The organism is Paracoccus salsus (assembly GCF_021556615.1).
Classification (GTDB): domain Bacteria; phylum Pseudomonadota; class Alphaproteobacteria; order Rhodobacterales; family Rhodobacteraceae; genus Paracoccus; species Paracoccus salsus.
In genome coordinates this window covers 117,788-138,649 of the sequence record NZ_JAKGGD010000005.1, presented here as the reverse complement: position 1 = coordinate 138,649, position 20,862 = coordinate 117,788, and the positions used below count along the sequence as shown (strand labels likewise).

Sequence of the window (20,862 nt, the reverse complement as noted above, 5' to 3'; positions counted from 1 at the left end):
ACATCTATCCGCCAAGCCCGCCGAAGCCGCCGCTCCCGCTGAAGCCACCGCCACCCGGCGCGCAACCGCCGCCGCATTCATTGATGCAGTCCTGAATGATCGTGCAGGCGCGGATCGTGCATTGCTGCACGACCGTGCATTGCTGGACCACGCAGGGATGGATCACGGTGCAGGCCCGCACCGTGCAGGCGCGGATGCATTGCTGGACGACGCAAGGCCGAACGCATTGCTGGACGACACAGCTGTCGGGGTGCGGCGTCAGTTCGTTCGTGCCCGCCGTCGCGGCCGTTGCGGCGCCCGCGCCGCCGGCCATGAGCGATGCGACCTTGTTGTAGGCCTTCATTTCATCTTCGGTGACCTGCATTCCCTTCAGCTTGTCCTCAAGCTCGGCCACCCGCATTTCAAGCGTCTTCTCGGTCTCCGTCTTTTCGGCCATTCCTGAATCCTCCACTACCGGCAAGATTGCTGAGCAAGGATATCATGCCATAAATCGGAGCGATTCGTATTGTTTTCATTCTTGGACAATACTTGGACAATAAATGAATAACCGTCCAATTATTATATGAATATTTCGGTAAAGTATGATCGCCCCCGAGGCCGCCGAACCCGCCGGACCCGGGCGTCCATCTGTTCCGAAATCGCGGTCGCCTAGAAGCAGATGATCTCGGCCTCTGCCTCTGCCCGGCGCAGTTCGGCGACGATCTCGTTCATCTGCGCCATGCTCTTGAACATCGAAGCCCGCTCGCCAGTCATCTGCTGCATCCGCAGCACGGTCTCGGCCTCGACATAGGCCGCGTAGGGCAGGATCGAGGCGATCTGGTCGATCCCGCAGGAACAGCGGTCCAGCATCTCGCGGTTCTGCCCGTTGGTCGCCATGCAGGTGAAAACATACTCGGCCCGCGCGTTGGTCGGATAGTCGTTCACGCCCTGCGCCCCCGCACCCGTCCCGATGGCCCAGCCTGCCAGCGCAAGAATTGCCGCACGGCCGATCATTGCCGCACCATGCGGTTCACATAGCCGGGCACGTCGCCGTCCGTCCGGGCCAGCATCTCGCGGATCGGGGCCTTGTCGGCTTCGTCAAGCCGAAAGCTCAGGATCAGCGTCTGGAATCCCTGCATCCGGTCTGCATTCGGGTCGTCCTCGAACGGGCTGAAGACCGCGGTCGCGCTTTCGCCCTCGCGGCTCAGCCGGCCGCCCCGGAACACCGCATCCTTGATTCGGTTGCGGATGTAGAAAGGGCTGCCGCCGGTCAATGCGGCCATGTCGCGGGCGGTCTGTTCCAGAAAGAAGACCAGCACCGGATCGCCGCCCGAGATCGGGAACGGGCCGATCTTGCGCGTGCGGGCATCGGTTTTCTGCATCACCTGCAGGACCGGCTGCTGGTCCGAGGGGTCGATCGTCTCGGTCAGCGTCACAAGACCGTCATCGATGGGCAGGAAGCCGGGCGCCGGGGGACCCTCGACATGCAGCGACCAGGTGATTTCGCCCTGGCCCAGAGCCCACGGGCCACGGTCGGCGAAGACCGCGTCGCCTGCCTCGCCTGCCGAAAGGGCCGAAGGCAGGGCAAGGCCCGACAGGCACAGAGCGATAGCCAGGACGCGTTTCATGAATCTTCCTCCCATAGGTCGCCAACAGAGTTGCGCCGCTTGTCGTCAAGGGCAAGCCCTGCCGCCGCGTGGCTCAGCCCTAGGTCGCAGGCCTCAGGTCAGCAGCCGGCCAAGAACCTCGCCCAGCTCGGCCGGGCGCACCGGTTTTTCCATCAGATAGACCCCCATTGCCGCGCAGGTCCTGGCGATCTCGGGGTCGCGATGGGCTGTGACCATGACGGCGGGCACCGCGCGGCCAGCCATGGCCCGCAGGGTCACGATCGCGCTCACGCCGGTATCGCCGTTTTCCAGGCTGTAATCGGCGAGGATCACGTCCGGCGGCTCTTCGCCCATCGTGGCGACCGCCTCGGCGGTACCTCCGGTCACGCGCGGCACCATGCCCAGCCGGTCTTTCAGGATCATCTCGTAGCCCCGCCTCATGTCGGGATCGTTTTCCACCACCAGCGCGACGCGTCCGCGCAGCGCCAACATCGCGGCGTCCGGGGGCTTTGTCCGGCGGTCAACATCGCCGCCCTCGACCCGTGGCAGGCCGATCTTGAAGACCGTGCCGCGCATCGCCTCGGATTCCAGGCTGATCGGATGGCCCAGCTTGCTGCAGGCCCGGCGCACGATCGACAGGCCCAGCCCCATGCCCGGCGTGCCGCTGTCGTTGCCCAGCCGCTGGAACTCGTCGAAGATGCGGTTGCGGTCCACCGCCGGGATGCCGACGCCGCTGTCATGGACACACAGCCAGCAGGTCGGCCCCTGCCGCCGCACGCCGACCACCACCCCGCCGCGATTGGTATACTTGATCGCGTTCGAGACCAGGTTCTGCGCGATCCGCCGCAGGAAGACCGGATCGCTTTCCACCACCAGGTCGGTCGCAACAAAGCTGAGCCGCAGCCCCTTGGCCTCGGCAAGTGGCGCATATTCCGCAGCGAGCCTGCGAAACAGTTCTCCCAGCGGGACGGGCTGGCGGTCAAACTCGATCCGCTGGCTGTCGAGGCGCGAGATGTCGAGGACCGCGTGCATCAACTGCTCGACCGATTCGAAGGCACCCGAAAGCCGCTGGGTCAGTTCCTGCTGCTGCGCATCCATCGGCGTGTCGGTCAGGGCGGACAGGAACAGCCGCGCGGCCGATAGCGGCTGAAGCAGATCGTGGCTGGCCGCGCGCAGGAACCGCGTCTTCGACCGGTTTGCCTCTTCGGCCGCGGCGCGCGCCACCGCCAGTTCGCGGTTGCGCTGTGACAGGTCTGCCATCGCCTTTTCAAGCTGTCTCGTGCGCGTCAGCACCTCTTGCTCCAGCGCGACGGCGGCCTGGAACATCGACCATCCCGAGCCGCGCGATTCCTCCAGCCGGTCGATGCGGTCGATCAGCACCTCGTTGATGCGCCGCAGTTTCGCGACCTGCCGTTCCGGCGGGTCGTCGTCACGCAGCATCAGGATCTCTGGGCGGATTGTCGCCTGGCGGGGCGGGGGTCATGAAGGCGAGCCCGACAAAGGTCTGGTTCACATGCATCCCGCAATGCTGTTCGCCGTAGGTGTTGAACCCCGACACGCGATAGCGGGTGAACAGGTCGGACATTGTCCGGATGAGGCCGGCCCGCTCAAGCGCCAGTCGGCGCAGGATGCAGTCGAAACCCAGAACCATCAGGGGCGGACGCGGCAGCGCCTCAAGTGTCTTGGCGAAACCCTCGATCAGGTCCTCGGCCCGCCCCAGTGTCAGGACGGTTCCGGTGTCGATCGAGCACATCAGCGACAGCCCGCCATCATCGGTCAGCGCGCTGATCGCGCGCACATGATGCCGCCGCCCCACCCGCAGCAACAGCGGGTGACGGGCGAACTCGGTCGGGGTCAGCCGGTCGCACGGAATACCGACGATCCGGGCGTATTCCTCGGCCGCGGGTTCGGCGTTCAGTTCCAGGATGCGGCGCTTTTCGGGGATCGCGGCGGTGACGACGGCGCGGGTGCCGGTCGGGCTGAAATGCGCGAAGGTCACCTCGTCGATGGCCAGATCGGTCTCGACCAGCATGAACACGGCGGCGTTCGAGATCGCCCGGCCGTCGGCCAGCAGCGAGGTGTGCCGGAAATCCAGACCGTCACCGGCCGATCCGCCAAGCGTCGGAACCGAGGGCAATGCGGCGTCGATGGTCGCGACCAGCGCATCCTCCTGCCCGGCGATGGCGTCCACCAGCAGCAGCCCGAACATTGATCGGCGCGGATCGGGCGCAAATTCCGCATGCATCCGCCGCAGGGCGGCCATCCACTCGGACACCGGCAGAGCGGAAAGATTGTCCAGAACCACCGCCCGGGCCCGAAAGCAAGAGGCCGGAAAGCCGATGGCGATCACGCTGTCGGACGCATATCCATCAGGGCCGATCTCGCCGGCCGAGGAACAGCCGGTGACGATGCAACCCGCCGGTAGCCCGGAGCGCATGTCCCGGTCAAGCTGCGCCAGTCCGTCGCCCTGTTCCCCGAAGATCAGCACAAGCGCCGGCGAGGCGGCCCGCAGGCCGGCCAGCAGGACGGGGACCGTATCCGGCCCGCCACGGTCGGCCTGCACGGCCACCGGCCCGGCGGCGCCCTCCTTCGCGGCCGGGCCGGTATCCATCAGCCGGCCTCGAACAGCCGGACCGTGTTTGCCAGCAGCACCGCCTGGGTGCGGCGCCGGGCATTGATCTTGGACATGATCGCGGTGATGTGGGTCTTGACCGTGGCTTCGGCGATCGACAATTCGAAGCTGATCTCCTTGTTCGCCTTGCCCAGGCAGATCAACCGCAGGATGCGCATCTGCTGCGGTGTCAGCGTGGCGAAGCGGCGGGCCAGCTCGGCCTTCGCCTGATCCTCGGCATTGGCCTTGTCGGGCTCGTAGCCTTCGGGCGTGACATGTTCGCCGTTCCACATCCGGCGCAGGCTGTCGACCAGCGCCTCGCGGCTCAGCGACTTGCTCATGTAGCCCTGGGCCCCGGCGGCCATCGCCGCCGAGATCATCGCGGTCTCAAGATCGGCCGAGATCATCGTGATCGGCACCTCGGGCAGTTGCCGTCGCAGCGCGACGATGCCTTCGGCGCCCCGTGCATCCGGCAGGTTCAGGTCAAGGATCACCGCGTCGGGTGCGCCCTGTGTCCTGATCTGCTCGACGGCGGCGGCAAGGCTGCGGGCGGTGCGGACGTTCTTCAGCCCGAAACTTATCTTCAGCGTCAGCGCCAGCGCGTCGCACATCAACGGATGATCATCGACGATCAGGATTTCGCGGACCTGGTCCGCGCTTGTCCGCGGCGTGCCGGACTGTCGCGCCTGCATGGCAGCGGCGGTCATGGTGGCTCCTCCCCTATATGTTTGCCACGACCTGCCCCCGTAAGCCGCAACATTGTTTCGGGATTGTAGTTCGGGATGCCGTTAAAGCAAGTCTGGATGCACGACCAAGGTCGTATGCGCGCGCTCTTGTGAGCAGACAGGCGCCGTGCAAGCCTCGAGGTGTTTCGGGGAGGAAACGGCATGGGCATGACGCGCGCGAAGGTGGCCGCGATGTTGGCCGCCCTTTGGCTTGTCTCACCGCTGATGGCGTCCTGGACCATGGCCCAGGACGCCACGATCACCATCGGCACGCTGGAAAATGGCACCGTCAACTGGGAGCTGAGGACCATCGCGAATCGCGGGCTGGACCGCGAGAATGGCTTCCGGCTGAGGGTGATTCCGCTGGCCGGGAATCCCGCGACACAGATCGCCATGCAGGGCGGCGCGGTGGACAGCATCGTGTCGGACTGGCTGTGGGTCGCGCAGCAGCGGTCGGCAGGCGCGGACTTCACCTTCCTGCCCTATTCGACGGCCGTGGGTGGCCTGGTCGTGCCTGGCGACAGCGATGTGCGCGTCCCGGGCGACCTGGCCGGCCGCAAGATCGGCATCGCGGGTGGTCCCGTGGACAAGAGCTGGCTGATCCTGCGCGCCTGGAGCAGGCAACGGAACGCCGAGGACCTGGCCGACGTGACGCAGCAGGTCTTCGGCGCTCCACCCGTCATCCAGTCCGCCGCCGAGACAGGGCAGGTGGCTGGCGCCATCAATTTCTGGCATTTCCTGGCCAGGATGAAGGCCGCGGGCATGCGCGAGGTTCTGGCTGTCTCGCAGGCCGCATCCGATCTGGGGCTGGATCCTTCAACCCCGCTTCTGGGCTATGTGCTGCGCGATTCCTGGATCGCAGAGAACCCCGATCTTGCGACAGGCCTTGCGCGCGCATCGCGGCAGGCCAAGGCGCTGCTGGCGTCGGACGATGCCGCCTGGGATGATATCAGGCCGATCATGAATGCCGCGAACGACGCCGAGTTCCGGGCCCTGCGCGAGGGCTGGCGCGAAGGCGTCCCGCCCGATGGCCCGGTCGATCCGGCCGGCGCGCAGAAAATGTTCGCGGTGATGGCCGAGCTGGGCGGGACCGATCTGACCGGCGGGTTGACCGAGCTGCCCGAGGGTCTGTTCTGGACGGGTGAGTAGGACGCGCCGATATCCCGGGCAAAGCCCCGGCACGCTTCCGGGGCTTGCGTCGCTGGTGGCAATGCTGGCGCTGTGGCTGGTCGTGGCGTGGCTCATCGACAATCCGCGCACCATGCCCGGTCCGGGCGCGGTGGCGGCGAGGCTTGGCCACATCGCGGCTTCGGGCGAGCTGTGGTTCCATGCGGGCATGACGCTGTTCCGGGTGCTGGCCAGCTTTGGACTGGCGATGACGGTCGGCGTCGCTCTGGGCCTGTGGATGGGCCGGTCGCGCACTGCCGACCACTGGCTGAATCCCGGTCTGGTGATCGCGCTGAACATCCCGGCGCTGGTCGTGATCGTGCTGGCCTATATCTGGATCGGCCTGAACGAGATCGCCGCGATCGCCGCGGTCGCGCTGAACAAGATCCCGGTCGTGACGGTCATGCTGCGCGAGGGCGCACGCGCGTTGCGGCCCGATCTGGACGACATGGCAACCGCTTTCCGCATGTCGCGACTGGACCGGCTGCGGCATGTGGTCCTGCCGCAGCTGGCGCCGCATGTCGCGGCGGCGGCGCGGGCGGGGATTTCGCTGATCTGGAAGATCGTTCTGGTGGTCGAGTTCCTGGGCCGTTCCAACGGGGTCGGGTTCAAGATCCACCTGCTTTTCTCCAGCTTCGACGTGGCTGGCGTGCTGGCATGGGCGCTGTCCTTCGTGGCGGTGATGCTGGCCATCGACCTGGCCGTGCTGCGCCCGTGGGAGGCGCGCGCAAACCGCTGGAGGCGCGATGCGGATTGACCTGCGCGGCAAGTCCCTTGGCGGCCGGGCGGTGCTGGGCACGGTCGCGCTGCAGGTCGGGCGCGGCCAGCGCGTGGCGGTCCTGGGCCCATCGGGGATCGGCAAATCGACGCTGCTGCGGATCGTCGCCGGGCTTGACCCGGACTTCGAGGGTTGCCTTTCGGGCGACGACCGGCTGGCCGTCGTGTTTCAGGAACCGACCCTTCTTCCGTGGCGGACGGCTTTGGAAAACATCACTATCCCAACGGGTTGCGATGTCCAGACCGGGCGCGATCTGATGGCGCGGCTGGGGCTGGATGGGCAGGAGACGCGGTTTCCCCGGCAGATGTCGCTGGGCCAGCAGCGCAGGCTGGCGCTGGCCCGCGCCTTTGCTGCCCGGCCCGACATCCTGTTGATGGACGAGCCCTTCGCCAGCCTCGATCCTGAAACGGCAACGCGGATGATCGGGCTGACCGCAGAGCTGCTGGACCGCAGCGGCGCCGGGCTGATCCTTGTCACCCATGACGAGGCCGAGCCGGATCGCCTGGGCGCCCGCCCGCTGCGCCTGACCGGATCACCCGCAACCTTGCGCGCGGACTAGGCCGTGGCGCGCAACGGCCGCGAGCGTTGCGTCATGCCGCGCAACGGGGGCGGCGCGACCTGGGCCAGCAATTGCAGGGTTTTGCATCGCACAGCGCAGGCACCGCACGGGCACCACCCGTGCACAGCGCGTACACAGCTTGCGCACCCCCGGTTAACGAACGCTCAACGAAGAGGGCAGAGGCAACCCTGACCGCCTGACGCGACGCGCGCGTCTTCGCGCGTCGGACCTGGCCGAGGCCCGGACAGGCCGGGACAATGGCCGGCCTAGCGGGGTTTCCGGAGTCTGTTCCTGAGCCTGCTCCACAGCGTTCTGAAGGGATGGCGGATGGCCCGGTCCCGCTCGGCGATCAACCGCTGTTTCTCTTCAAGCGCACGATCCAATCCGGCGGCCAGTCTTCTCTTCTGCTGCCGGGCCTGATTTCTTTCGGCCGTCAGCGCATTCTTCTGAACGGCAGACTGGGCCCACAGCTTTGCGAATATGCTGGCCATGTCGGGAACCGTCAGGGATATTTCCTCAGCCTTGTCGGCACCGTCGAACTCGTCCTCCCTGACCGGGTCGAACAGCTTTTCGCGATCGAAGAACGCGCGCGCGACGTGATCGTTGCCATCCTCGAAATGCGACAGAAACTCGCACGATTCCCGTCGCGATACGGGTATTCCATCGCCGGGGAAGCAGCGTGAGGCAATGCGGCCGATATCGCCACGATATTTCCATTCCTTCGGAAGATGCTTGTTGATCTCGCGGATCGCGACAAGTGCCTGAGGCGAAATGCTTTCATTGGCGCGCACGGGGACGAAACCTTTCGGTGGCGTCACGTCCGCAAGATGCAGGAAGTCCGAAAGCGCATCCCTGCCGATCAGAAGATCCCGCTCGAAGATGCGCGGAGTGACCGCATCCCGGCCCCAGACCCTGGTCCACAAATCCAGGATCCGGCGGAAATCATAATGCGTGTAAACGGAGTTCCGGTTCTCTGGCCGCGCAGGAAAGACCTCGTCGCTTGTCAGGCCGATCTTGATCCTTGTCGAGTACATGCTTCTCATGAGCTTGTCCTGACGTCTCAGATAGACAACGATCCTGATGTCATCGAAGTGGCGAGACAGGAATTTCCTGAGCCTTTCGACTTCCGTGACGTTGCGAAGCCGGCTCAGATGCTCGTTGACGATCAGAACCGTCTCGCAGTTTTTATCCAGAGCCTTCTCGAACTGCATTTCGAAGGATTTCCGGAACGCGTCCGTCGAGGCCTTGTCCAGAAGGCCGAATTGTCTTTTTCGCCGGTCCGCCGTGTCATAATCCATCGCGTAACACGCGATTCTGGCGTGCCTGCCGTTCATCAGGACCGGTGGATAATGGACGCCGCTTGCGGCCAGCAGTGTCGCGTTCCGGTCTAGCGATTCCTGGATCGAGGTTGTTCCGGTCTTCTCGGTTCCAATATGAACTACGCAACGCATCGTGCTATTCAGGCCTCTTGTGTCGTTCGCCGTTGTCGGTCGCGACGTCGGTGATCCAACCGCGTGCGATACCGCCAGGCGGCTGTCCTTCGATCCAGGGCTGCGTATGCCCGACGGCGGCCGAAGACACAACGGTCCCGCTCCCGCCAGGCGCAAGACCTGCCGGGGCCTGGGCGGGCAGACGGCGCGGGTCAGGTCCCGGGCGGCAGGCCGGCCGTGCGGGCGTCGTCGGCGAGGCCCCAATGGGCGATGTCCAGCGGCAGGACCCAGGGATCGGGACCGAACAGGTTGCGGCGGGCGCGGGTCAGGTCGGTGGCGGGGTCGATGAACAGCTGGCAGGGCCGGCCGTTCAGCGACTTGCAGATCTGGGCCCGGACGGCGACATCGTGGCCCTGCGCGCGCCACAGACCCGCGAGATGGTTGGCGAATTGATGGACCATGTCGGCGCGGACCAGCATCTTGTCGGTCTGGCGCGGGGTCAGGTAGGCGTCGGGATCGACGCGCCAGCTGTCGCCGCTGTCGCGGTCGGTCACGACGAAGCTGCCGACCGCCTGACGGTCGAAGAGCCGCATCCGCCAGGAAAAGCGGTGGCCGTCGCCGCTCCACCTGGTTTCCGAGGCGAAGGCTGCGCCGCGGACCGGCAGCGCGACCTGCACCGCCAGCCAGACGCCCGCCGCGATCAGCACGATGGCGGGCAACGGCCCCCGCGCGCCGCGTTCCGGGGTGACGGGCCGGATGGCAAGGCCGGGATGCAGGCGGGCGGGCCAGTCGGGGGCGAAGAAGATCGTGCTGGCGGCGATGGTCAGCCACGGGAAGATGCCGATATTGAAGAACCACGCATTGGCGGCGTGAAAGGCGCAGTAGACCAGGAACACCGCAAGCCGGGTCCTGCGCCACAGCAGCAGCGGCGCACCCAGGACATGCAGCACGATCACGCCCCAGCAGGCCAGCACGATCAGCCAGTCCTGCTGGAAGGCGGGCGCGATCCACAGCCCCTCGGTCCGCTCGCGCAGCCACATCCCCAGCGGCTGGCCGCGCAGCCAGTCGGGGGTCAGCTTGACCAGCCCGGCATGGATCAGCACGATCTCGGTCTGGGCGCGCAGCATGACGATCGAGAGGCGGGGCACCGTCGTCCGCCCGGTCGGCCGCAAGAGCGCGTCCAGCGACCACACCCGCGCCGCGGGCAGGCAGCACAGGATCAGCGCGTAAAGCAGGACCAGGTAGAAGTGGTTCAGATACTCGGCCGCGTCGAGCAGGAAGAAATAGGCGAACAGCCCCGTCAGCACGACGATCGCCAGCCGGTAGAACAGCCCCAGCATGACCAGCAGCGCCGCTGCGCCAAGCGCCAGCCAGGCAAGTTGCAGCCAGGGCTCGGGCAGCGGTCTGACCCACGCGAAACCCGGATAGGCGAAATGGAAATCGGGCGCGACCCAGTAGCGCCAGATCCGGTCGTCGCGGATGAAGCGCCAGCAATCCCAGACCAGCAGCGCGCCGAACAGGATGCGGAACACGGCCAGCGATTGCGCCGGAACGTCCTGTGACAGGCGGGCCGCCACCCGTCTTGTGAGCGAGGCTGACATCGGTTCCTCCTGCCAACATGCGGCGTCGTTTGGGATGACGCGGCGACCGGGGGGCGTATTCCCGAAACGGCGGCGGCGGGCGAGGGACCGGCGGGGCGATCAGTTGGCCAGCGCCTCGACCTCCTGCGCGGGGCCGAGCGGCGCGCCGGCGGCGGTCTGCGCCAGGAAAGCGTCCAGCGCCTCGATCTCGCCCGCCGCCGGGATGTAATCCTCCGAGGCGGTGATGTCGGTGGCGAAATGCCGGGTCCAGCCGTCGTCGTTCCGGCAGGCGACCATCACGGTCATGCGTGTTCCCGCATGGGTTTCGTATTCGCGGCACAGCGCGCCCCCGCCGGTCCGGTACGAGGCGATCATGGTCAGGCGGCTGCCGTCCGGCAGGTCGCGTGTCTCGCCCGACATCAGTTCCTGCAGGGCGGCGATCTGCGACGCGGGAATCGCCGCATCGGGGCCGCCCGCCGGCCACCACCAGACAAGCCCGATGACGACCGTCAGCAGCGCCGCCGCGAGGCCGGCAAGCGGGCGGCGGACGAGATTGGCGGGATGCCGGACGGTCGCCGGCCCCGGCTGCAGGGTCGGCGCCGTGCCTGGCGCCGTCGCGGGCTGCGTGGCCATCGAGGCGGCGCGGATGCGGGCGATCAGCGCGTCGTCGCCGGGTGCCGGTCCGGATTGCGCCGCCGTCTCGCGCAGGGCGCGTCTTGTCTCGACGAAGACCCGCAGCCGCGCCTGAAGCGCGGGGTCGGCGGCGATGGCGGCCCTGACCCGCTCGGCCATCCCGTGCTCCAACTCTCCATCCGCAAGCGCCATCAGGGTTTCATCGTCGATCAGCATTCTGCGGTTTCCTGGCCTGTTCGCGCGTCATCCGACATTATCCGACATCTACGCCTTGCCCGTCATTCTATTCCCAGCTTGCGGGCCAGGGCCAGACGGGCGCGAGACAGTCGGCTCATGACCGTGCCGGTGGGGATCTGCAGGATCTCGGCGGCCTCGGCGTAGCTGAGCTCGTGCACGCAGACCAGCGACAGGATCTCGCGCTGTTCGGGCGGCAGGGTCCGCATCGCCGCTGCGGTCGCGCGCAGCATCAGGCGTCCCTCGATCTGGCGCTGGCCGTCCGTGGGCAGTGCCTGGGGCATGTCGAACACATCGACCTCGATCCCGCGGGTCCGCTGGCGCCGGGTCATGTCGATGAAGGCGTTGCGCGTGATGCGGAACAGCCACGGATCGAGGCGCGATGCCGGGTCATAGCTGTCGGCCGCGGCGATCGCGCGCTCGACCGTGATCTGGACCAGATCGTCGGCGACATCGGCGCGTCGCGCCAGCGACAGGGCGTAACGTCGCAGCGCCGGCAGCCGCCCGATCAGGGCTTCGCCAAAGGCGGCGTTCATGGCAATCTCCGACCGGGCAGCACCGTTTTTCTGCTGCATAGGGAATTGATCTGGGATCGCAGCGTAGTCGTCTGCAAACGGAAGTAAAGAGGTCCGACCATGCGGAAGATCGTTCTGTTCCTGTTGCTTGGCGCCATGTCGCTGACGGCGCAGCCGCGCCCTGACGGTGCCGGCGGCGTGTCGCTGATCGCCGTCGCGCAGGCCGACGACCACGACGATGACGACGACGACGGCGGTGGCCGGCGGGCCCGGAACAGCGATGACGATGACGACGATGGCCGGCGGGTCCGGGACGACGATGACGACGACGCTGCCCCGGTGCGGCGGCGCGTGCGCCGACAGGCTGCGCCGCCGCCCCTGCCGCAGCGGGCCGAGAACGAGATCCTGGCGCGCGGCCTCGCCGAGGACGACCTGGCCGCCCTGCTGGCCCAGGGCTTTGACAGCCTGGAAAGCGACAGGCTGGGAACCGGCCGGTTGCTGGTGCGGCTTCGCAAGCCCGCCGCGCTGGGCATGAACCAGGCGCTGGCGGTGGTGCGCGGACTGGCCGAGGCCGAGGGGTCGGATTTCAATCATTTCTACCGCACCGAGCAGGGCGAGGAGTGCCGGGGCATCGACTGCCCGGCCCGCCTGATGATCGGCTGGCCGGAAACGCCGCAATCCTGCGGGCCCCTGCCGCGCATCGGCATGGTCGATACCGGGCTGAATGTCGAGCACAGCGCGCTGGCCGGTGCCCGGATCGAACTGCACCGGCTTCAGGACGCGCGCCCGGCCTCGGATCTGCTTCATGGCACCGCCGTCGCCGCGCTGCTGGTCGGCGATTCCGACAGCCGCGCGCCCGGGCTGGTGCCGCAAGCGGAATTGCTGGCGGTGGATGCCTTTCACCGGGCCGGACAGGACCAGCGCAGCGACGCGTTCTCGCTGATCCGGGCGCTGGACTACCTGAGCCGGAGGCAGGTGCGGATCGTGAACCTGTCGCTTGCCGGGCCCGGCAACGCAGCACTTGAGGCGCAGATTGCCCGGATGGACGCGCAGGGAATCCTGATGATCGCCGCGGCCGGCAATAACGGCCCGGCCGCGCCGCCCGCCTATCCGGCGGCCTATCCGCAGGTTCTGGCGGTGACGGCCGTCGATCGCCGGGGTGTCGTCTATCGCCGGGCGGGCCGGGGGCCGCATATCGATCTGGCCGCGCCGGGGGTGGATGTCTGGACCGCGGCCTCGATCAGCGGGGCGCGCACCAAGACCGGCACATCCTATGCCGCGCCCTTCGTCAGCGCCGCCGCCGCGCTGATGCTGCAGGGCGAGCCGGAACTGAGCAACGCCGCCTTGCGCGCGCGGCTGCTGGGCGATGCCCGCGATCTGGGCGCCGAGGGCCGCGACGACATCTTCGGCCAGGGCCTGGTGACGCCGCGACAGACCTGCCGCTGACGGCGATCTTTCGCATGTCGCATGGAATGATCGGGCCGCCCGCGCGTCATCATGGCAGAGACCGGGAAGCCGGGATCACCGTGGCGATGCACGCCAGGGGATCGGGGCTTTCGGGCTTGGCCCGGACGGACTGACAGGGCGCGGCGACGGGCAGGACCCGGTTCCTTCGCGCAGGGTCCAGGTGTTTCGGGTCTGTCACGTGGCCATCATCCTGGGAGTTGGAGACATGCCCTTATTTCGTGGAAACGACGACGACAACCGCATCACCGGAACAACGGTCGCCGACCTGATCTATGGACGGTCGGGCGACGACGCGCTGCGCGCCGGCGGTGGCAATGACACCGTCCATGGCGGTGAAGGCAACGACCGGATCTGGTCGGGCAACGGTCATGACCTGGTCTATGGCGGTGACGGCAACGACCGCATCTGGACCGGGACCGGCAACGACCGGATCAGCGCCGGCGAAGGCAACGACACCGTCTACGGCGGTGGCGGCAACGACGTGATGAGCGGCGGTGACGGCAACGATCGCATGTTCGGCGGATGGGGCGCCGACCGTCTGTCGGGGGGCGAGGGCAACGACCTGCTGCACGGCGGACGTGGCGACGACACCATGACCGGCGGCGAGGGCGATGACCGCTTCGTGTTCACCCATGGTCGCGACGTGATCGTCGATTTCGAGGATGACGGCGACGATGACGTGATCGACCTGTCCTCGTTCGCGCGCTTCGGCAGCTATGCCGATATCCGCGCCGCGGCCAGCCAGAACGGGTCCGACGTGGTCATATCGGCCGGAAGCCATCGCCTGACGATCGAGGATTTCCGCCTGTCACGAATGGATGCGGACGATTTCATCTGGTAAGGCAAGAGGGGGCCGATGCAGCGCCTTGCTGCGTCGGCCCTTGATTCAGCCGGCCGCGTCGAAGCTCTGGTCCCAGACATTGCCGTCGACATCCTCGGCATGGACGCGGATCGGCTGGCCGTTCGGGACATAGGCAAAGCGGAAGACCGGGTCCTCGCTGACCGAGATGCCGGCCTGCATCGAGAACAGCAACTCGTCGCCCTGCCGGACATCCAGCCGGTCGATGAAATTCGCGGGAATGTTCAGCAGCGTGACCTGATCGCGCTGAAGCCCGGAAAACATCGGGTGGCGGATCATCAGCGTGCCGATCTGGCGGCCGTCCTGAAGGGCGGTCTTCCAGCGCATCTCGCCCTTTCTGGCCTCGACCGCGGCCATGTCCTTGCCGGCTGGCGCCGAGCAGCCGCCCGAGGCCTTGACGAAGCGCCCCGCCATGACCGTGCCGCCATCCGCCTGCACGCCGATCGCGCGCACGTCGGAATAGGCATCGACGCGCACCCGCACCTCGAAATCCAGCGGCATCAGCGCCGGGCCGAACTCATATTCGGCGGCGACCGGGGCCGGGTTCTCGTCGATCACCAGGGTCAGCGCCGACAGCGGCGGCGCGTCTTCCGCCTGGGTCAGCCGGATCGGCACGATCGCGGCGTCATTGGCGCGCACCGGCGCATCCAGATCCAGCGCCATCGCATCGAGCGGCGGGTCCTGGGTCAGCCCCACGACCGAATCGCGCAGGTCGTTCCAGGTCTCGGACGGCAGCAGGGGATTATCCTGCGCCATCGCGGGTGAGGCCAGCAGAAGCGCGGCCAGAACATAAGCCTTCATCGCGTTCATCCTCCCTTTTTCATGCGCCGGTAGATGAAATCCGCGGTGTCCGCGGCCGCATCCTCCTCGGCCCGGGCCACCACCTGCGCATGCAGCGGCGATTTCGAGCAGACCGGATCGGTCGCCCGCGCGTCGCCCGCCAATGCCATAGCTTGACACCGGCAGCCGCCGAAATCCACGGTCTTGCGTTCACAGGATCGGCACGGCTCGGCCATCCAGGCAGTGCCGCGGAAGGCGTTGAACGCGTCCGAGAGATGCCAGATGTCGGACAGGCTGCGGTCGCGGACATTTTCGAACCGCATCCCCGGAATCGAGGGCGCGGCGTGGCAGGGCAGCACCGATCCGTCGGGGCCGACATTCAGCCCCGTGCTGCCCCAGCCCCCCATGCAGGCCTTGGGGTAGATGGCGTGGTGATCGGCGGGAACATAGTCGATGACCATGCGGCCGCGCAGGCGGATGCGGGCGTCGTTGACGATCCGGCGCGCGAAGGCGGCCTGTTCGCGGGTCGGCATCAGCGCGGCGCGGTTCAGGTCGGCCCAGCCGTGGAACTGCACGGTCGCCACCTCGATGCGCCGCGCCCCCAGCCGTTCGGCAAGATCGACCATGTCGGGCAGGCGGTCCATGTTCTGGCGATGCACGACCGCGTTGATGGTCAGCGGAAAGCCGATCTCGGTGACCCAGTCGGCAAAGCCCATCTTCTTGTCCCACGATCCCGGATGACCGCTGATCCGGTCGGCCATGTCGGGGCGGATGCCTTGCAGGGACAGCTGCACGTGATCGACGCCGGCCCGGTCCAGCTCATCGAGCCGGGCGCGGGTGATGCCGATGCCCGAGGTGATCAGGTTGACATACAGCCCGGCGTTGCGGGCGCTGGCGACGATCTGGGCCAGATCGCGGCGCGCGCCGGGTTCGCCGCCCGAGACGTGCACCTGCAACACGCCCAGCTCGGCGGCCTCGCGAAAGATCCGCGCCCAGTCCTCGGCCGGCAGTTCGGCTTGCGCGCGGGTCAGCTCGACGGGGTTCGAACAATAGGGGCAGGCGAGGGGACAGCGATGGGTGATTTCGGCCAGCATCGCCATCGGCAGACCGGGCGTCACCGGATTGCCGTCGATGTCGTGCGGCGCGGGGTCGTGGGGGGCGGGGTGGTCTTTCATGGGGTCTCCTTGACGAAGACCATCCGCCGCTCGATCAGCCCGGTCAGGAAGTCACGGACATCGTCGGCGATCTGGTCTTCGGGGGCCTTGTAGCGGGCGGCGAGGTCCCGCGCGATCTCGGCCATGCTGCGCGCGCCGTCCAGTTCCGACAGGATCGCGTCGCCGATCGGGTCCAGCTGCATCGCGCGTTCGGGGGCCTGCAACACGCGGATGCCGCGCACATGGTCATCGGTCAGGCGCACGCCGCGCGGCAGGTAGGGGATGTCCCCGGGGGCGATCAGCGGGTCCATCAGGCCATGCCCTCGCCGGGACGCCAGGCGCCGGGCGGGATGTTGCCCTCGACATAGCCATGCCACAGCGCGTCAAGCTGGGCCCACAGGACGTCGGTCTTGAAGATCAGCGCGGCGGCGGCGGCGTCCTGACGTTCCCTTGTATCGGCATGGGTCAGAACGTAGTCGAGGCCGAATTTCACGTCCTCGGGCGCCTCGGTCAGGCGTTTGCGGAAATAGGCAAGACTGCTGTCGTCGGCGAAATCGTAATGGGCCAGCAGGCCCTCGATCCGCTGGGCGTGGATCTTTGGCGCGAAAAGTTCGGTCAGGCTGGCGGCGACCGCATCCAGCAGCGGCATGTCGCGGACAAAACGCACATAGGCGTCAACGGCAAAGCGGGTGGCGGGCATGATGCCCACGCCGCTGGCGACATAATCGGGATCCAGACCCACGGCCCGGGCCAGCGCCAGCCAGCGGCGGATGCCGCCGCCGTCGGTCACGCCGCCGTCGTGATCCTCGATCCGCTTGCGCCAGGCGCGGCGCAGATCGGGGTCCTCGACGCGGGACATGAAGGCGGCGTCCTTCATCGGGATGCGCGACTGGTACATCCAGCGATTGATGACCCAGGCGCGCACCTCGTCGGGCGTGCACCGGCCGCCATGCAGGCGGGCATGGAACGGGTGGCGGTCGTGATAGCGCTCGGCGCCGATGGCGCGCAGCCTTGCCTCGAATTCGTCGCGCGATTGCGCCGGGTCCTGCAGGTCCTTCACAGCGTGATCTCCATGCCGTCGCGGCCGACCTGCCAGCCCTGCGCCTCGGCCTGGGCCGTTTCGGCGCTGCGCGGGTCGGTCAGCGGGTTCGAATTGTTGATGTGAACGAAGACGCGGCGACCGATCTGGGTGCCGGCCAGCGCCGCGATCGAGTCGGTGGCGGCCATATGTCCCATCCGGCGCCCGGTCTTCTGGCCCAGCCCCATGCGGATCATCTCGTCATCGTCCCACAGCGTGCCGTCGAAGAGCAGCGCGTCGGCCCCCGCGATGCGCTCGCCGAGCCAGCCCGGCATCTCGGCGCAGCCGGGGATGTAAAGCGCCCGGCGGTTGTTGGCGCGCAGTTCGACGCCGACCGTCGTTTCGCCCATCAGGCCGGTCTCGACGACGTCTCCTTCCTGATACAGCGGCACCTTGCCGGGCACGGCGAACAGCGTCGCGGTCAGGCCGGGGGCAAGATCGATCGTCTGGTCCAGCCGCACCGTCCGGCGCGGCACCAGGTCGGAGCGCAGCGCCGACAGCATGGGGTTGGCGGCAAGCGCGTCGTGGATCGCGGCGGTGGCGTAAAGGTCGAAGGGCTGGCTTTCGCGCAGCGTCAGCAGCCCCGCGACATGGTCGATATCGCCATTCGTCACCAGGACGGACCGCAGCGGCATGTCGCGCGGCCCGGTCGGATGCAGCGCCGGCGTCGCCGCCAGTTGCACGCGAATGTCAGGCGAGGCGTTCAGGATCGCCCAGCCCAGCCCGTCCGCGCTGACCGCGATCGAGCTTTGTGTCAGCGACGGAACAAGGCCGGATCGGGCGTCGTTGCAGTTGACGCAACCGCAATTCCATTGCGGAAGGCCCCCGCCTGCTGCGGCGCCCAGGATGATGATTTTCATGTTCGTTCAGACAGAACGGCCCTGCCCGATGCGATCGGACAGGGCCATTCTTGTGTCCGTTCCCTGAGGTTCAGAACAGGACGGGCTCGTCCTCGGCCGGGGCATACATGTTGATTTCCATGCCGCAGGCGATTTCCTTCAGGGTCGGTTTGGTCCAGGCCATGAGCTTTTTCCTCCAAAAACTTCTGCCGCAGAATTCACGGCTGGATTTCATGATATTCGAGAGGCACGATGCGTCAACGGTACTAAGGTCGCAATCGCGTGTCCTTTCGCTGTTTCCGCCGCGTTCCAGGAAGTTTCGGCAATGTTTCATCTTATCTTGACCGCCTGCCTTGCCACGTCTTCCGGGGTCTGCGCGCCGATGCTGCTGCCCGAGGGAGAGGCGCGCGATCAGGCCGGCTGCGCGGCAGGGGCCGACCGAATCGCCGCGGACTGGCTGGCCTCGCATCCCGATCTGACCGGCGAGGGCCATGCCTGCCTGCCAAACGACCGGCTGGAGGCGCTGGAACTGCACCCGCTTGCGCCGGGGGTCTTCGTGTCTTCGGGCAGCCCCGTCCAGCTTGAGGACAGCGCCGATGGCCATATCGCCAATCTGGGCGTGGTGATCGGCGCGGATTCGGTCGCGGTGATCGACGCGGGCGTGTCGCGTCGCCAGGGCCAGCAGCTTTACGCCGCGATCAGGGCGCGGACCGGGAAGCCGATCAGCCATGTCATCCTGACCCATATGCATCCCGATCACGTGCTGGGCGCATCGGTGTTCCGCGAGGCCGGCGCGCAGGTCGTCGGGCATCACGCACTGCCCCTTGCGCTGGAGATGCGGGCGGGGGGTTATCTGGACGGCATCGCGCGGCTGTTCCCGCCCGAGCAGGTGATCGGAACCGAGGTGACCTTGCCCGACCGCGTCGTGAACGGACGCGAGCAGATCGACCTGGGCGACCGGGTCCTGACCCTTCAGGCGGTCGATCCGGCGCATACCGACAACGATCTGTGGGTGCGCGACGAGATCAGCGGAACGCTGTTTTCGGGCGACCTGATCTTCCGCAAGTTGACACCCGTACTTGACGGATCGCTTCTGGGATGGCTGCAATGGCTGGAAGCGCCGCCCGGCGCGCCCGCGCAGCGTGTGGTGCCGGGGCATGGTCCGGTGGCGTCAGGCTGGCAGGAGGCGGTGATGTTGCAGACGCAGTTCCTGAAAGCGCTTGCGGAGGCGGCGCGGGGGCAGATCAGCGCCGGCGCGCCTCTGTCTGAAGCCGTGCCCAACATGGTGGAATCACTGAAGGAAATGCAGGGTAACTGGACTTCGTTCCCGGCGACGGTGGCGCGGAACGCGACCGCCGCCTACAAGGAATTGGAGTGGGAATGATAAGCCTTTGACAGCCGCCGGAAAATTGGCGATTGATAGCGTTAACGGTCAGTGGTCCGACGTGATTCTGGCCTGACAAGGGAGGACGACTTGAAAACAGCATTTCTGACGACGGCCGCCGTCGCGGCCCTGACCGCCGGGCTGGCTCAGGCCCAGATGGTGATCGAACCGGGTAGCGACGACCGGATCAACTGGCAGAGCCTCGAGGATTTCAAGGCAGCGCATGGTGATCTGGAAGGCCAGTCCTTCACCATCCTGGGCCCGTGGCTGGGCGAGGATCAGGCGCTGTTCACGTCGGTCCTGCCCTATTTCGAGGAAGCGACCGGCGCGAAGGCCAACTACTCGGGCTCTGACAGCTTCGAGCAGCAGATCGTCATCGACAGCGAGGCCGGATCGCCCCCCGATATCGCGGTGTTTCCGCAGCCGGGACTGGCCGCCGACCTGGCCAGGAAGGGTCATCTGACGCCGCTTGGTGAAGAGACCGCGCAATGGGTGCGCGACAACTATGCCGCCGGCGAAAGCTGGGCCCGGCTGGGCAGCTATGCCGGGGCCGACGGGGCCGAGAATTTCTATGCCTTCCCCTACAAGGCCGACGTCAAGTCGCTGGTCTGGTATGTCCCCGAGAATTTCGAGGATGCCGGCTACGAGGTGCCGGAAAGCTACGAGGACCTGAAGGCGCTGACCGAACAGATCGCCGCCGATGGCGAGACACCGTGGTGCATCGGGCTGGGATCCGGCGGCGCGACCGGCTGGCCCGCGACCGACTGGGTCGAGGACCTGATGCTGCGGCTGCACAGCCCCGAGGTCTATGACGCCTGGACCACCAACGAACTGCCCTTCAACGATCCCAAGGTCATCGCCGCGATCGAGGAATTCGGCTGGTTCGCGAAGAACGACGATTACGTCGCAGGTGGCGCCGCCGCGGTGGCATCGACCGATTTCCGCGACAGCCCGAAGGGTTTGTTCGACTTCCCGCCAGCCTGCTACATGCATCGCCAGGCCAGCTTCGTGCCGTCCTTCTTCCCCGAGGGAAGCGAGGTCGGGCTTGATGTCGATTTCTTCTACATGCCCGCGCCGGCCGATGGCAGCATGGGCAAGCCGGTGCTGGGCGGCGGAACGCTGTTTTCGGTGCTGTCCGACAACCCCGCAGCGCGGGCCTTTGTCGAGTTCCTGAAGACTCCGGCCGCGCATGAGATCTGGATGACTCAGAAAAGCTTCCTGACCCCGCATCTCGGCGTCGATCTGGAAGCCTATGACAGCGACACCCAGAAAAAGCTTGGCCAGATCCTGCTGGACGCGAGCACTTTCCGCTTTGACGGATCGGACCTGATGCCCGGCGCGGTCGGCGCGGGTGCATTCTGGACCGCGATGGTCGATTACGTGGGCGGGAAACCGGCCCAGGACGTCGCGGACAGCATCCAGAACACCTGGGACACGATCAAGTAGACCGGCACTGCCGCAAGACCGGGGATGGCGCGGACGG

At 67.0% G+C, this 20,862-nt stretch carries 23 protein-coding genes; 7 read left to right on the top strand and 16 right to left on the bottom strand.

The window, feature by feature from the left end; all coding sequences use genetic code 11:
- Positions 1-4 precede the first annotated feature (4 nt).
- The 6 genes from L1965_RS11450 to L1965_RS11425 all read right to left on the bottom strand — a co-directional run bounded on the left by L1965_RS11450 (position 5) and on the right by L1965_RS11425 (position 4,904).
- On the bottom strand, positions 5-436 hold the full coding sequence (locus L1965_RS11450) for a hypothetical protein (RefSeq protein ID WP_235756575.1): 432 nt from the start codon (positions 434-436) through the stop codon (positions 5-7).
- A gap of 212 nt (positions 437-648) precedes the next feature.
- A complete protein-coding gene (locus L1965_RS11445; RefSeq protein WP_235756574.1) occupies positions 649-993 on the bottom strand; it encodes a hypothetical protein in 345 nt (114 codons plus the stop codon).
- Positions 990-1,607, bottom strand: a complete 618-nt coding sequence (locus tag L1965_RS11440) for a hypothetical protein (protein WP_235756573.1) — start codon at positions 1,605-1,607, stop codon at positions 990-992. The genes L1965_RS11445 and L1965_RS11440 overlap by 4 nt, the downstream gene beginning before the upstream one ends.
- A gap of 93 nt (positions 1,608-1,700) precedes the next feature.
- Positions 1,701-3,026 carry an ATP-binding response regulator gene (locus L1965_RS11435; protein ID WP_235756572.1) on the bottom strand — a complete coding sequence of 442 codons (1,326 nt, stop codon included), beginning with the start codon at positions 3,024-3,026 and terminating at the stop codon, positions 1,701-1,703.
- Positions 3,016-4,197, bottom strand: a complete 1,182-nt coding sequence (locus L1965_RS11430; RefSeq protein ID WP_235756571.1) for an FIST N-terminal domain-containing protein — start codon at positions 4,195-4,197, stop codon at positions 3,016-3,018. Before L1965_RS11430 ends, L1965_RS11435 begins: the two co-directional genes overlap by 11 nt.
- Positions 4,197-4,904, bottom strand: coding sequence for a response regulator transcription factor (locus L1965_RS11425; protein ID WP_235756570.1), 708 nt, complete (start codon positions 4,902-4,904; stop codon positions 4,197-4,199). Before L1965_RS11425 ends, L1965_RS11430 begins: the two co-directional genes overlap by 1 nt.
- Positions 4,905-5,114: 210 nt before the next feature.
- Between L1965_RS11425 and L1965_RS11420 the strand changes: the two genes are divergently transcribed.
- The 3 genes from L1965_RS11420 (at position 5,115) to L1965_RS11410 (ending at position 7,426) form a co-directional block, all read left to right on the top strand.
- Positions 5,115-6,071 (top strand): ABC transporter substrate-binding protein, encoded by a 957-nt coding sequence (locus tag L1965_RS11420; protein WP_235756569.1) that lies wholly within the window; start codon positions 5,115-5,117, stop codon positions 6,069-6,071.
- 61 nt (positions 6,072-6,132) lie between these two features.
- Positions 6,133-6,846 carry an ABC transporter permease gene (locus L1965_RS11415; protein ID WP_235756709.1) on the top strand — a complete coding sequence of 238 codons (714 nt, stop codon included), beginning with the start codon at positions 6,133-6,135 and terminating at the stop codon, positions 6,844-6,846.
- Positions 6,836-7,426, top strand: a complete 591-nt coding sequence (locus L1965_RS11410) for an ATP-binding cassette domain-containing protein (RefSeq protein ID WP_235756568.1) — start codon at positions 6,836-6,838, stop codon at positions 7,424-7,426. The genes L1965_RS11415 and L1965_RS11410 overlap by 11 nt, the downstream gene beginning before the upstream one ends.
- Before the next feature lie 266 nt (positions 7,427-7,692).
- On the opposite strand, the gene L1965_RS11405 is transcribed toward L1965_RS11410, so the two are convergent.
- From L1965_RS11405 to L1965_RS11390, 4 genes are all read right to left on the bottom strand, one after another.
- Positions 7,693-8,877, bottom strand: a complete 1,185-nt coding sequence (locus L1965_RS11405; RefSeq protein ID WP_235756567.1) for a hypothetical protein — start codon at positions 8,875-8,877, stop codon at positions 7,693-7,695.
- Positions 8,878-9,068: 191 nt separating this feature from the next.
- On the bottom strand, positions 9,069-10,457 hold the full coding sequence (locus tag L1965_RS11400) for an HTTM domain-containing protein (RefSeq protein ID WP_235756566.1): 1,389 nt from the start codon (positions 10,455-10,457) through the stop codon (positions 9,069-9,071).
- Between the two features lie 99 nt (positions 10,458-10,556).
- Positions 10,557-11,285, bottom strand: coding sequence for an anti-sigma factor family protein (locus L1965_RS11395; RefSeq protein WP_235756565.1), 729 nt, complete (start codon positions 11,283-11,285; stop codon positions 10,557-10,559).
- Positions 11,286-11,347: 62 nt separating this feature from the next.
- A complete protein-coding gene (locus tag L1965_RS11390; RefSeq protein ID WP_235756564.1) occupies positions 11,348-11,839 on the bottom strand; it encodes an RNA polymerase sigma factor in 492 nt (163 codons plus the stop codon).
- A 99-nt stretch (positions 11,840-11,938) separates the two neighbouring features.
- Here L1965_RS11390 and L1965_RS11385 point away from each other — a divergent pair, with 99 nt between their 5' ends.
- Both L1965_RS11385 and L1965_RS11380 read left to right on the top strand, forming a co-directional pair.
- Complete coding sequence (locus L1965_RS11385) at positions 11,939-13,264, top strand: S8 family serine peptidase (protein ID WP_235756563.1); 1,326 nt, start codon at positions 11,939-11,941, stop codon at positions 13,262-13,264.
- A gap of 226 nt (positions 13,265-13,490) precedes the next feature.
- A complete protein-coding gene (locus L1965_RS11380; protein WP_235756562.1) occupies positions 13,491-14,126 on the top strand; it encodes a calcium-binding protein in 636 nt (211 codons plus the stop codon).
- A gap of 45 nt (positions 14,127-14,171) precedes the next feature.
- Here the strand turns inward: L1965_RS11380 and L1965_RS11375 are convergent, their stop codons facing one another.
- From L1965_RS11375 to pqqA, 6 genes are all read right to left on the bottom strand, one after another.
- Positions 14,172-14,954 carry a quinoprotein dehydrogenase-associated SoxYZ-like carrier gene (locus L1965_RS11375; RefSeq protein WP_439332085.1) on the bottom strand — a complete coding sequence of 261 codons (783 nt, stop codon included), beginning with the start codon at positions 14,952-14,954 and terminating at the stop codon, positions 14,172-14,174.
- Positions 14,951-16,099, bottom strand: coding sequence for a pyrroloquinoline quinone biosynthesis protein PqqE (gene pqqE, locus L1965_RS11370; RefSeq protein WP_235756560.1), 1,149 nt, complete (start codon positions 16,097-16,099; stop codon positions 14,951-14,953). The genes L1965_RS11375 and pqqE overlap by 4 nt, the downstream gene beginning before the upstream one ends.
- Entirely contained in the window at positions 16,096-16,389 is a 294-nt protein-coding gene (gene pqqD / locus L1965_RS11365; protein WP_235756559.1) for a pyrroloquinoline quinone biosynthesis peptide chaperone PqqD, read from the bottom strand. The genes pqqE and pqqD overlap by 4 nt, the downstream gene beginning before the upstream one ends.
- Positions 16,389-17,138: a pyrroloquinoline-quinone synthase PqqC gene (gene pqqC, locus L1965_RS11360; RefSeq protein WP_235756558.1), complete on the bottom strand. Its 750-nt coding sequence runs from the start codon at positions 17,136-17,138 to the stop codon at positions 16,389-16,391. The genes pqqD and pqqC overlap by 1 nt, the downstream gene beginning before the upstream one ends.
- Positions 17,135-18,016: a pyrroloquinoline quinone biosynthesis protein PqqB gene (gene pqqB, locus L1965_RS11355; protein ID WP_235756557.1), complete on the bottom strand. Its 882-nt coding sequence runs from the start codon at positions 18,014-18,016 to the stop codon at positions 17,135-17,137. Before pqqB ends, pqqC begins: the two co-directional genes overlap by 4 nt.
- A 70-nt stretch (positions 18,017-18,086) precedes the next feature.
- The gene (gene pqqA / locus L1965_RS11350; protein WP_076522366.1) at positions 18,087-18,179 is read right to left on the bottom strand and encodes a pyrroloquinoline quinone precursor peptide PqqA; all 93 of its coding nucleotides are present in this window, start codon (positions 18,177-18,179) and stop codon (positions 18,087-18,089) included.
- 141 nt (positions 18,180-18,320) lie between these two features.
- Between pqqA and L1965_RS11345 the strand changes: the two genes are divergently transcribed.
- On the top strand, positions 18,321-19,379 hold the full coding sequence (locus L1965_RS11345; RefSeq protein ID WP_235756556.1) for a quinoprotein relay system zinc metallohydrolase 2: 1,059 nt from the start codon (positions 18,321-18,323) through the stop codon (positions 19,377-19,379).
- 90 nt (positions 19,380-19,469) lie between these two features.
- A complete protein-coding gene (locus L1965_RS11340; RefSeq protein ID WP_235756555.1) occupies positions 19,470-20,825 on the top strand; it encodes an ABC transporter substrate-binding protein in 1,356 nt (451 codons plus the stop codon).
- Positions 20,826-20,862: the final 37 nt, after the last annotated feature.

Bases quoted from the DNA above. Each gene is read 5' to 3' on its own strand.
- L1965_RS11430 (WP_235756571.1), bottom strand. From the start codon at position 4,197: ATGGATACCGGCCCGGCCGCGAAGGAGGGCGCCGCCGGGCCGGTGGCC.
- L1965_RS11395 (WP_235756565.1), bottom strand. From the start codon at position 11,285: ATGCTGATCGACGATGAAACCCTGATGGCGCTTGCGGATGGAGAGTTG.
- L1965_RS11345 (WP_235756556.1), top strand. From the start codon at position 18,321: ATGTTTCATCTTATCTTGACCGCCTGCCTTGCCACGTCTTCCGGGGTC.
- L1965_RS11405 (WP_235756567.1), bottom strand. From the start codon at position 8,877: ATGCGTTGCGTAGTTCATATTGGAACCGAGAAGACCGGAACAACCTCG.
- L1965_RS11435 (WP_235756572.1), bottom strand. From the start codon at position 3,026: ATGCTGCGTGACGACGACCCGCCGGAACGGCAGGTCGCGAAACTGCGG.
- L1965_RS11375 (WP_439332085.1), bottom strand. From the start codon at position 14,954: ATGAACGCGATGAAGGCTTATGTTCTGGCCGCGCTTCTGCTGGCCTCA.
- pqqA (WP_076522366.1), bottom strand. From the start codon at position 18,179: ATGGCCTGGACCAAACCGACCCTGAAGGAAATCGCCTGCGGCATGGAA.
- L1965_RS11445 (WP_235756574.1), bottom strand. From the start codon at position 993: ATGATCGGCCGTGCGGCAATTCTTGCGCTGGCAGGCTGGGCCATCGGG.
- L1965_RS11440 (WP_235756573.1), bottom strand. From the start codon at position 1,607: ATGAAACGCGTCCTGGCTATCGCTCTGTGCCTGTCGGGCCTTGCCCTG.
- L1965_RS11415 (WP_235756709.1), top strand. From the start codon at position 6,133: ATGCTGGCGCTGTGGCTGGTCGTGGCGTGGCTCATCGACAATCCGCGC.
- L1965_RS11380 (WP_235756562.1), top strand. From the start codon at position 13,491: ATGCCCTTATTTCGTGGAAACGACGACGACAACCGCATCACCGGAACA.
- pqqB (WP_235756557.1), bottom strand. From the start codon at position 18,016: ATGAAAATCATCATCCTGGGCGCCGCAGCAGGCGGGGGCCTTCCGCAA.
- L1965_RS11425 (WP_235756570.1), bottom strand. From the start codon at position 4,904: ATGACCGCCGCTGCCATGCAGGCGCGACAGTCCGGCACGCCGCGGACA.
- L1965_RS11450 (WP_235756575.1), bottom strand. From the start codon at position 436: ATGGCCGAAAAGACGGAGACCGAGAAGACGCTTGAAATGCGGGTGGCC.
- pqqE (WP_235756560.1), bottom strand. From the start codon at position 16,099: ATGAAAGACCACCCCGCCCCCCACGACCCCGCGCCGCACGACATCGAC.
- L1965_RS11410 (WP_235756568.1), top strand. From the start codon at position 6,836: ATGCGGATTGACCTGCGCGGCAAGTCCCTTGGCGGCCGGGCGGTGCTG.
- L1965_RS11390 (WP_235756564.1), bottom strand. From the start codon at position 11,839: ATGAACGCCGCCTTTGGCGAAGCCCTGATCGGGCGGCTGCCGGCGCTG.
- L1965_RS11420 (WP_235756569.1), top strand. From the start codon at position 5,115: ATGTTGGCCGCCCTTTGGCTTGTCTCACCGCTGATGGCGTCCTGGACC.
- pqqD (WP_235756559.1), bottom strand. From the start codon at position 16,389: ATGGACCCGCTGATCGCCCCCGGGGACATCCCCTACCTGCCGCGCGGC.
- L1965_RS11385 (WP_235756563.1), top strand. From the start codon at position 11,939: ATGCGGAAGATCGTTCTGTTCCTGTTGCTTGGCGCCATGTCGCTGACG.
- L1965_RS11400 (WP_235756566.1), bottom strand. From the start codon at position 10,457: ATGTCAGCCTCGCTCACAAGACGGGTGGCGGCCCGCCTGTCACAGGAC.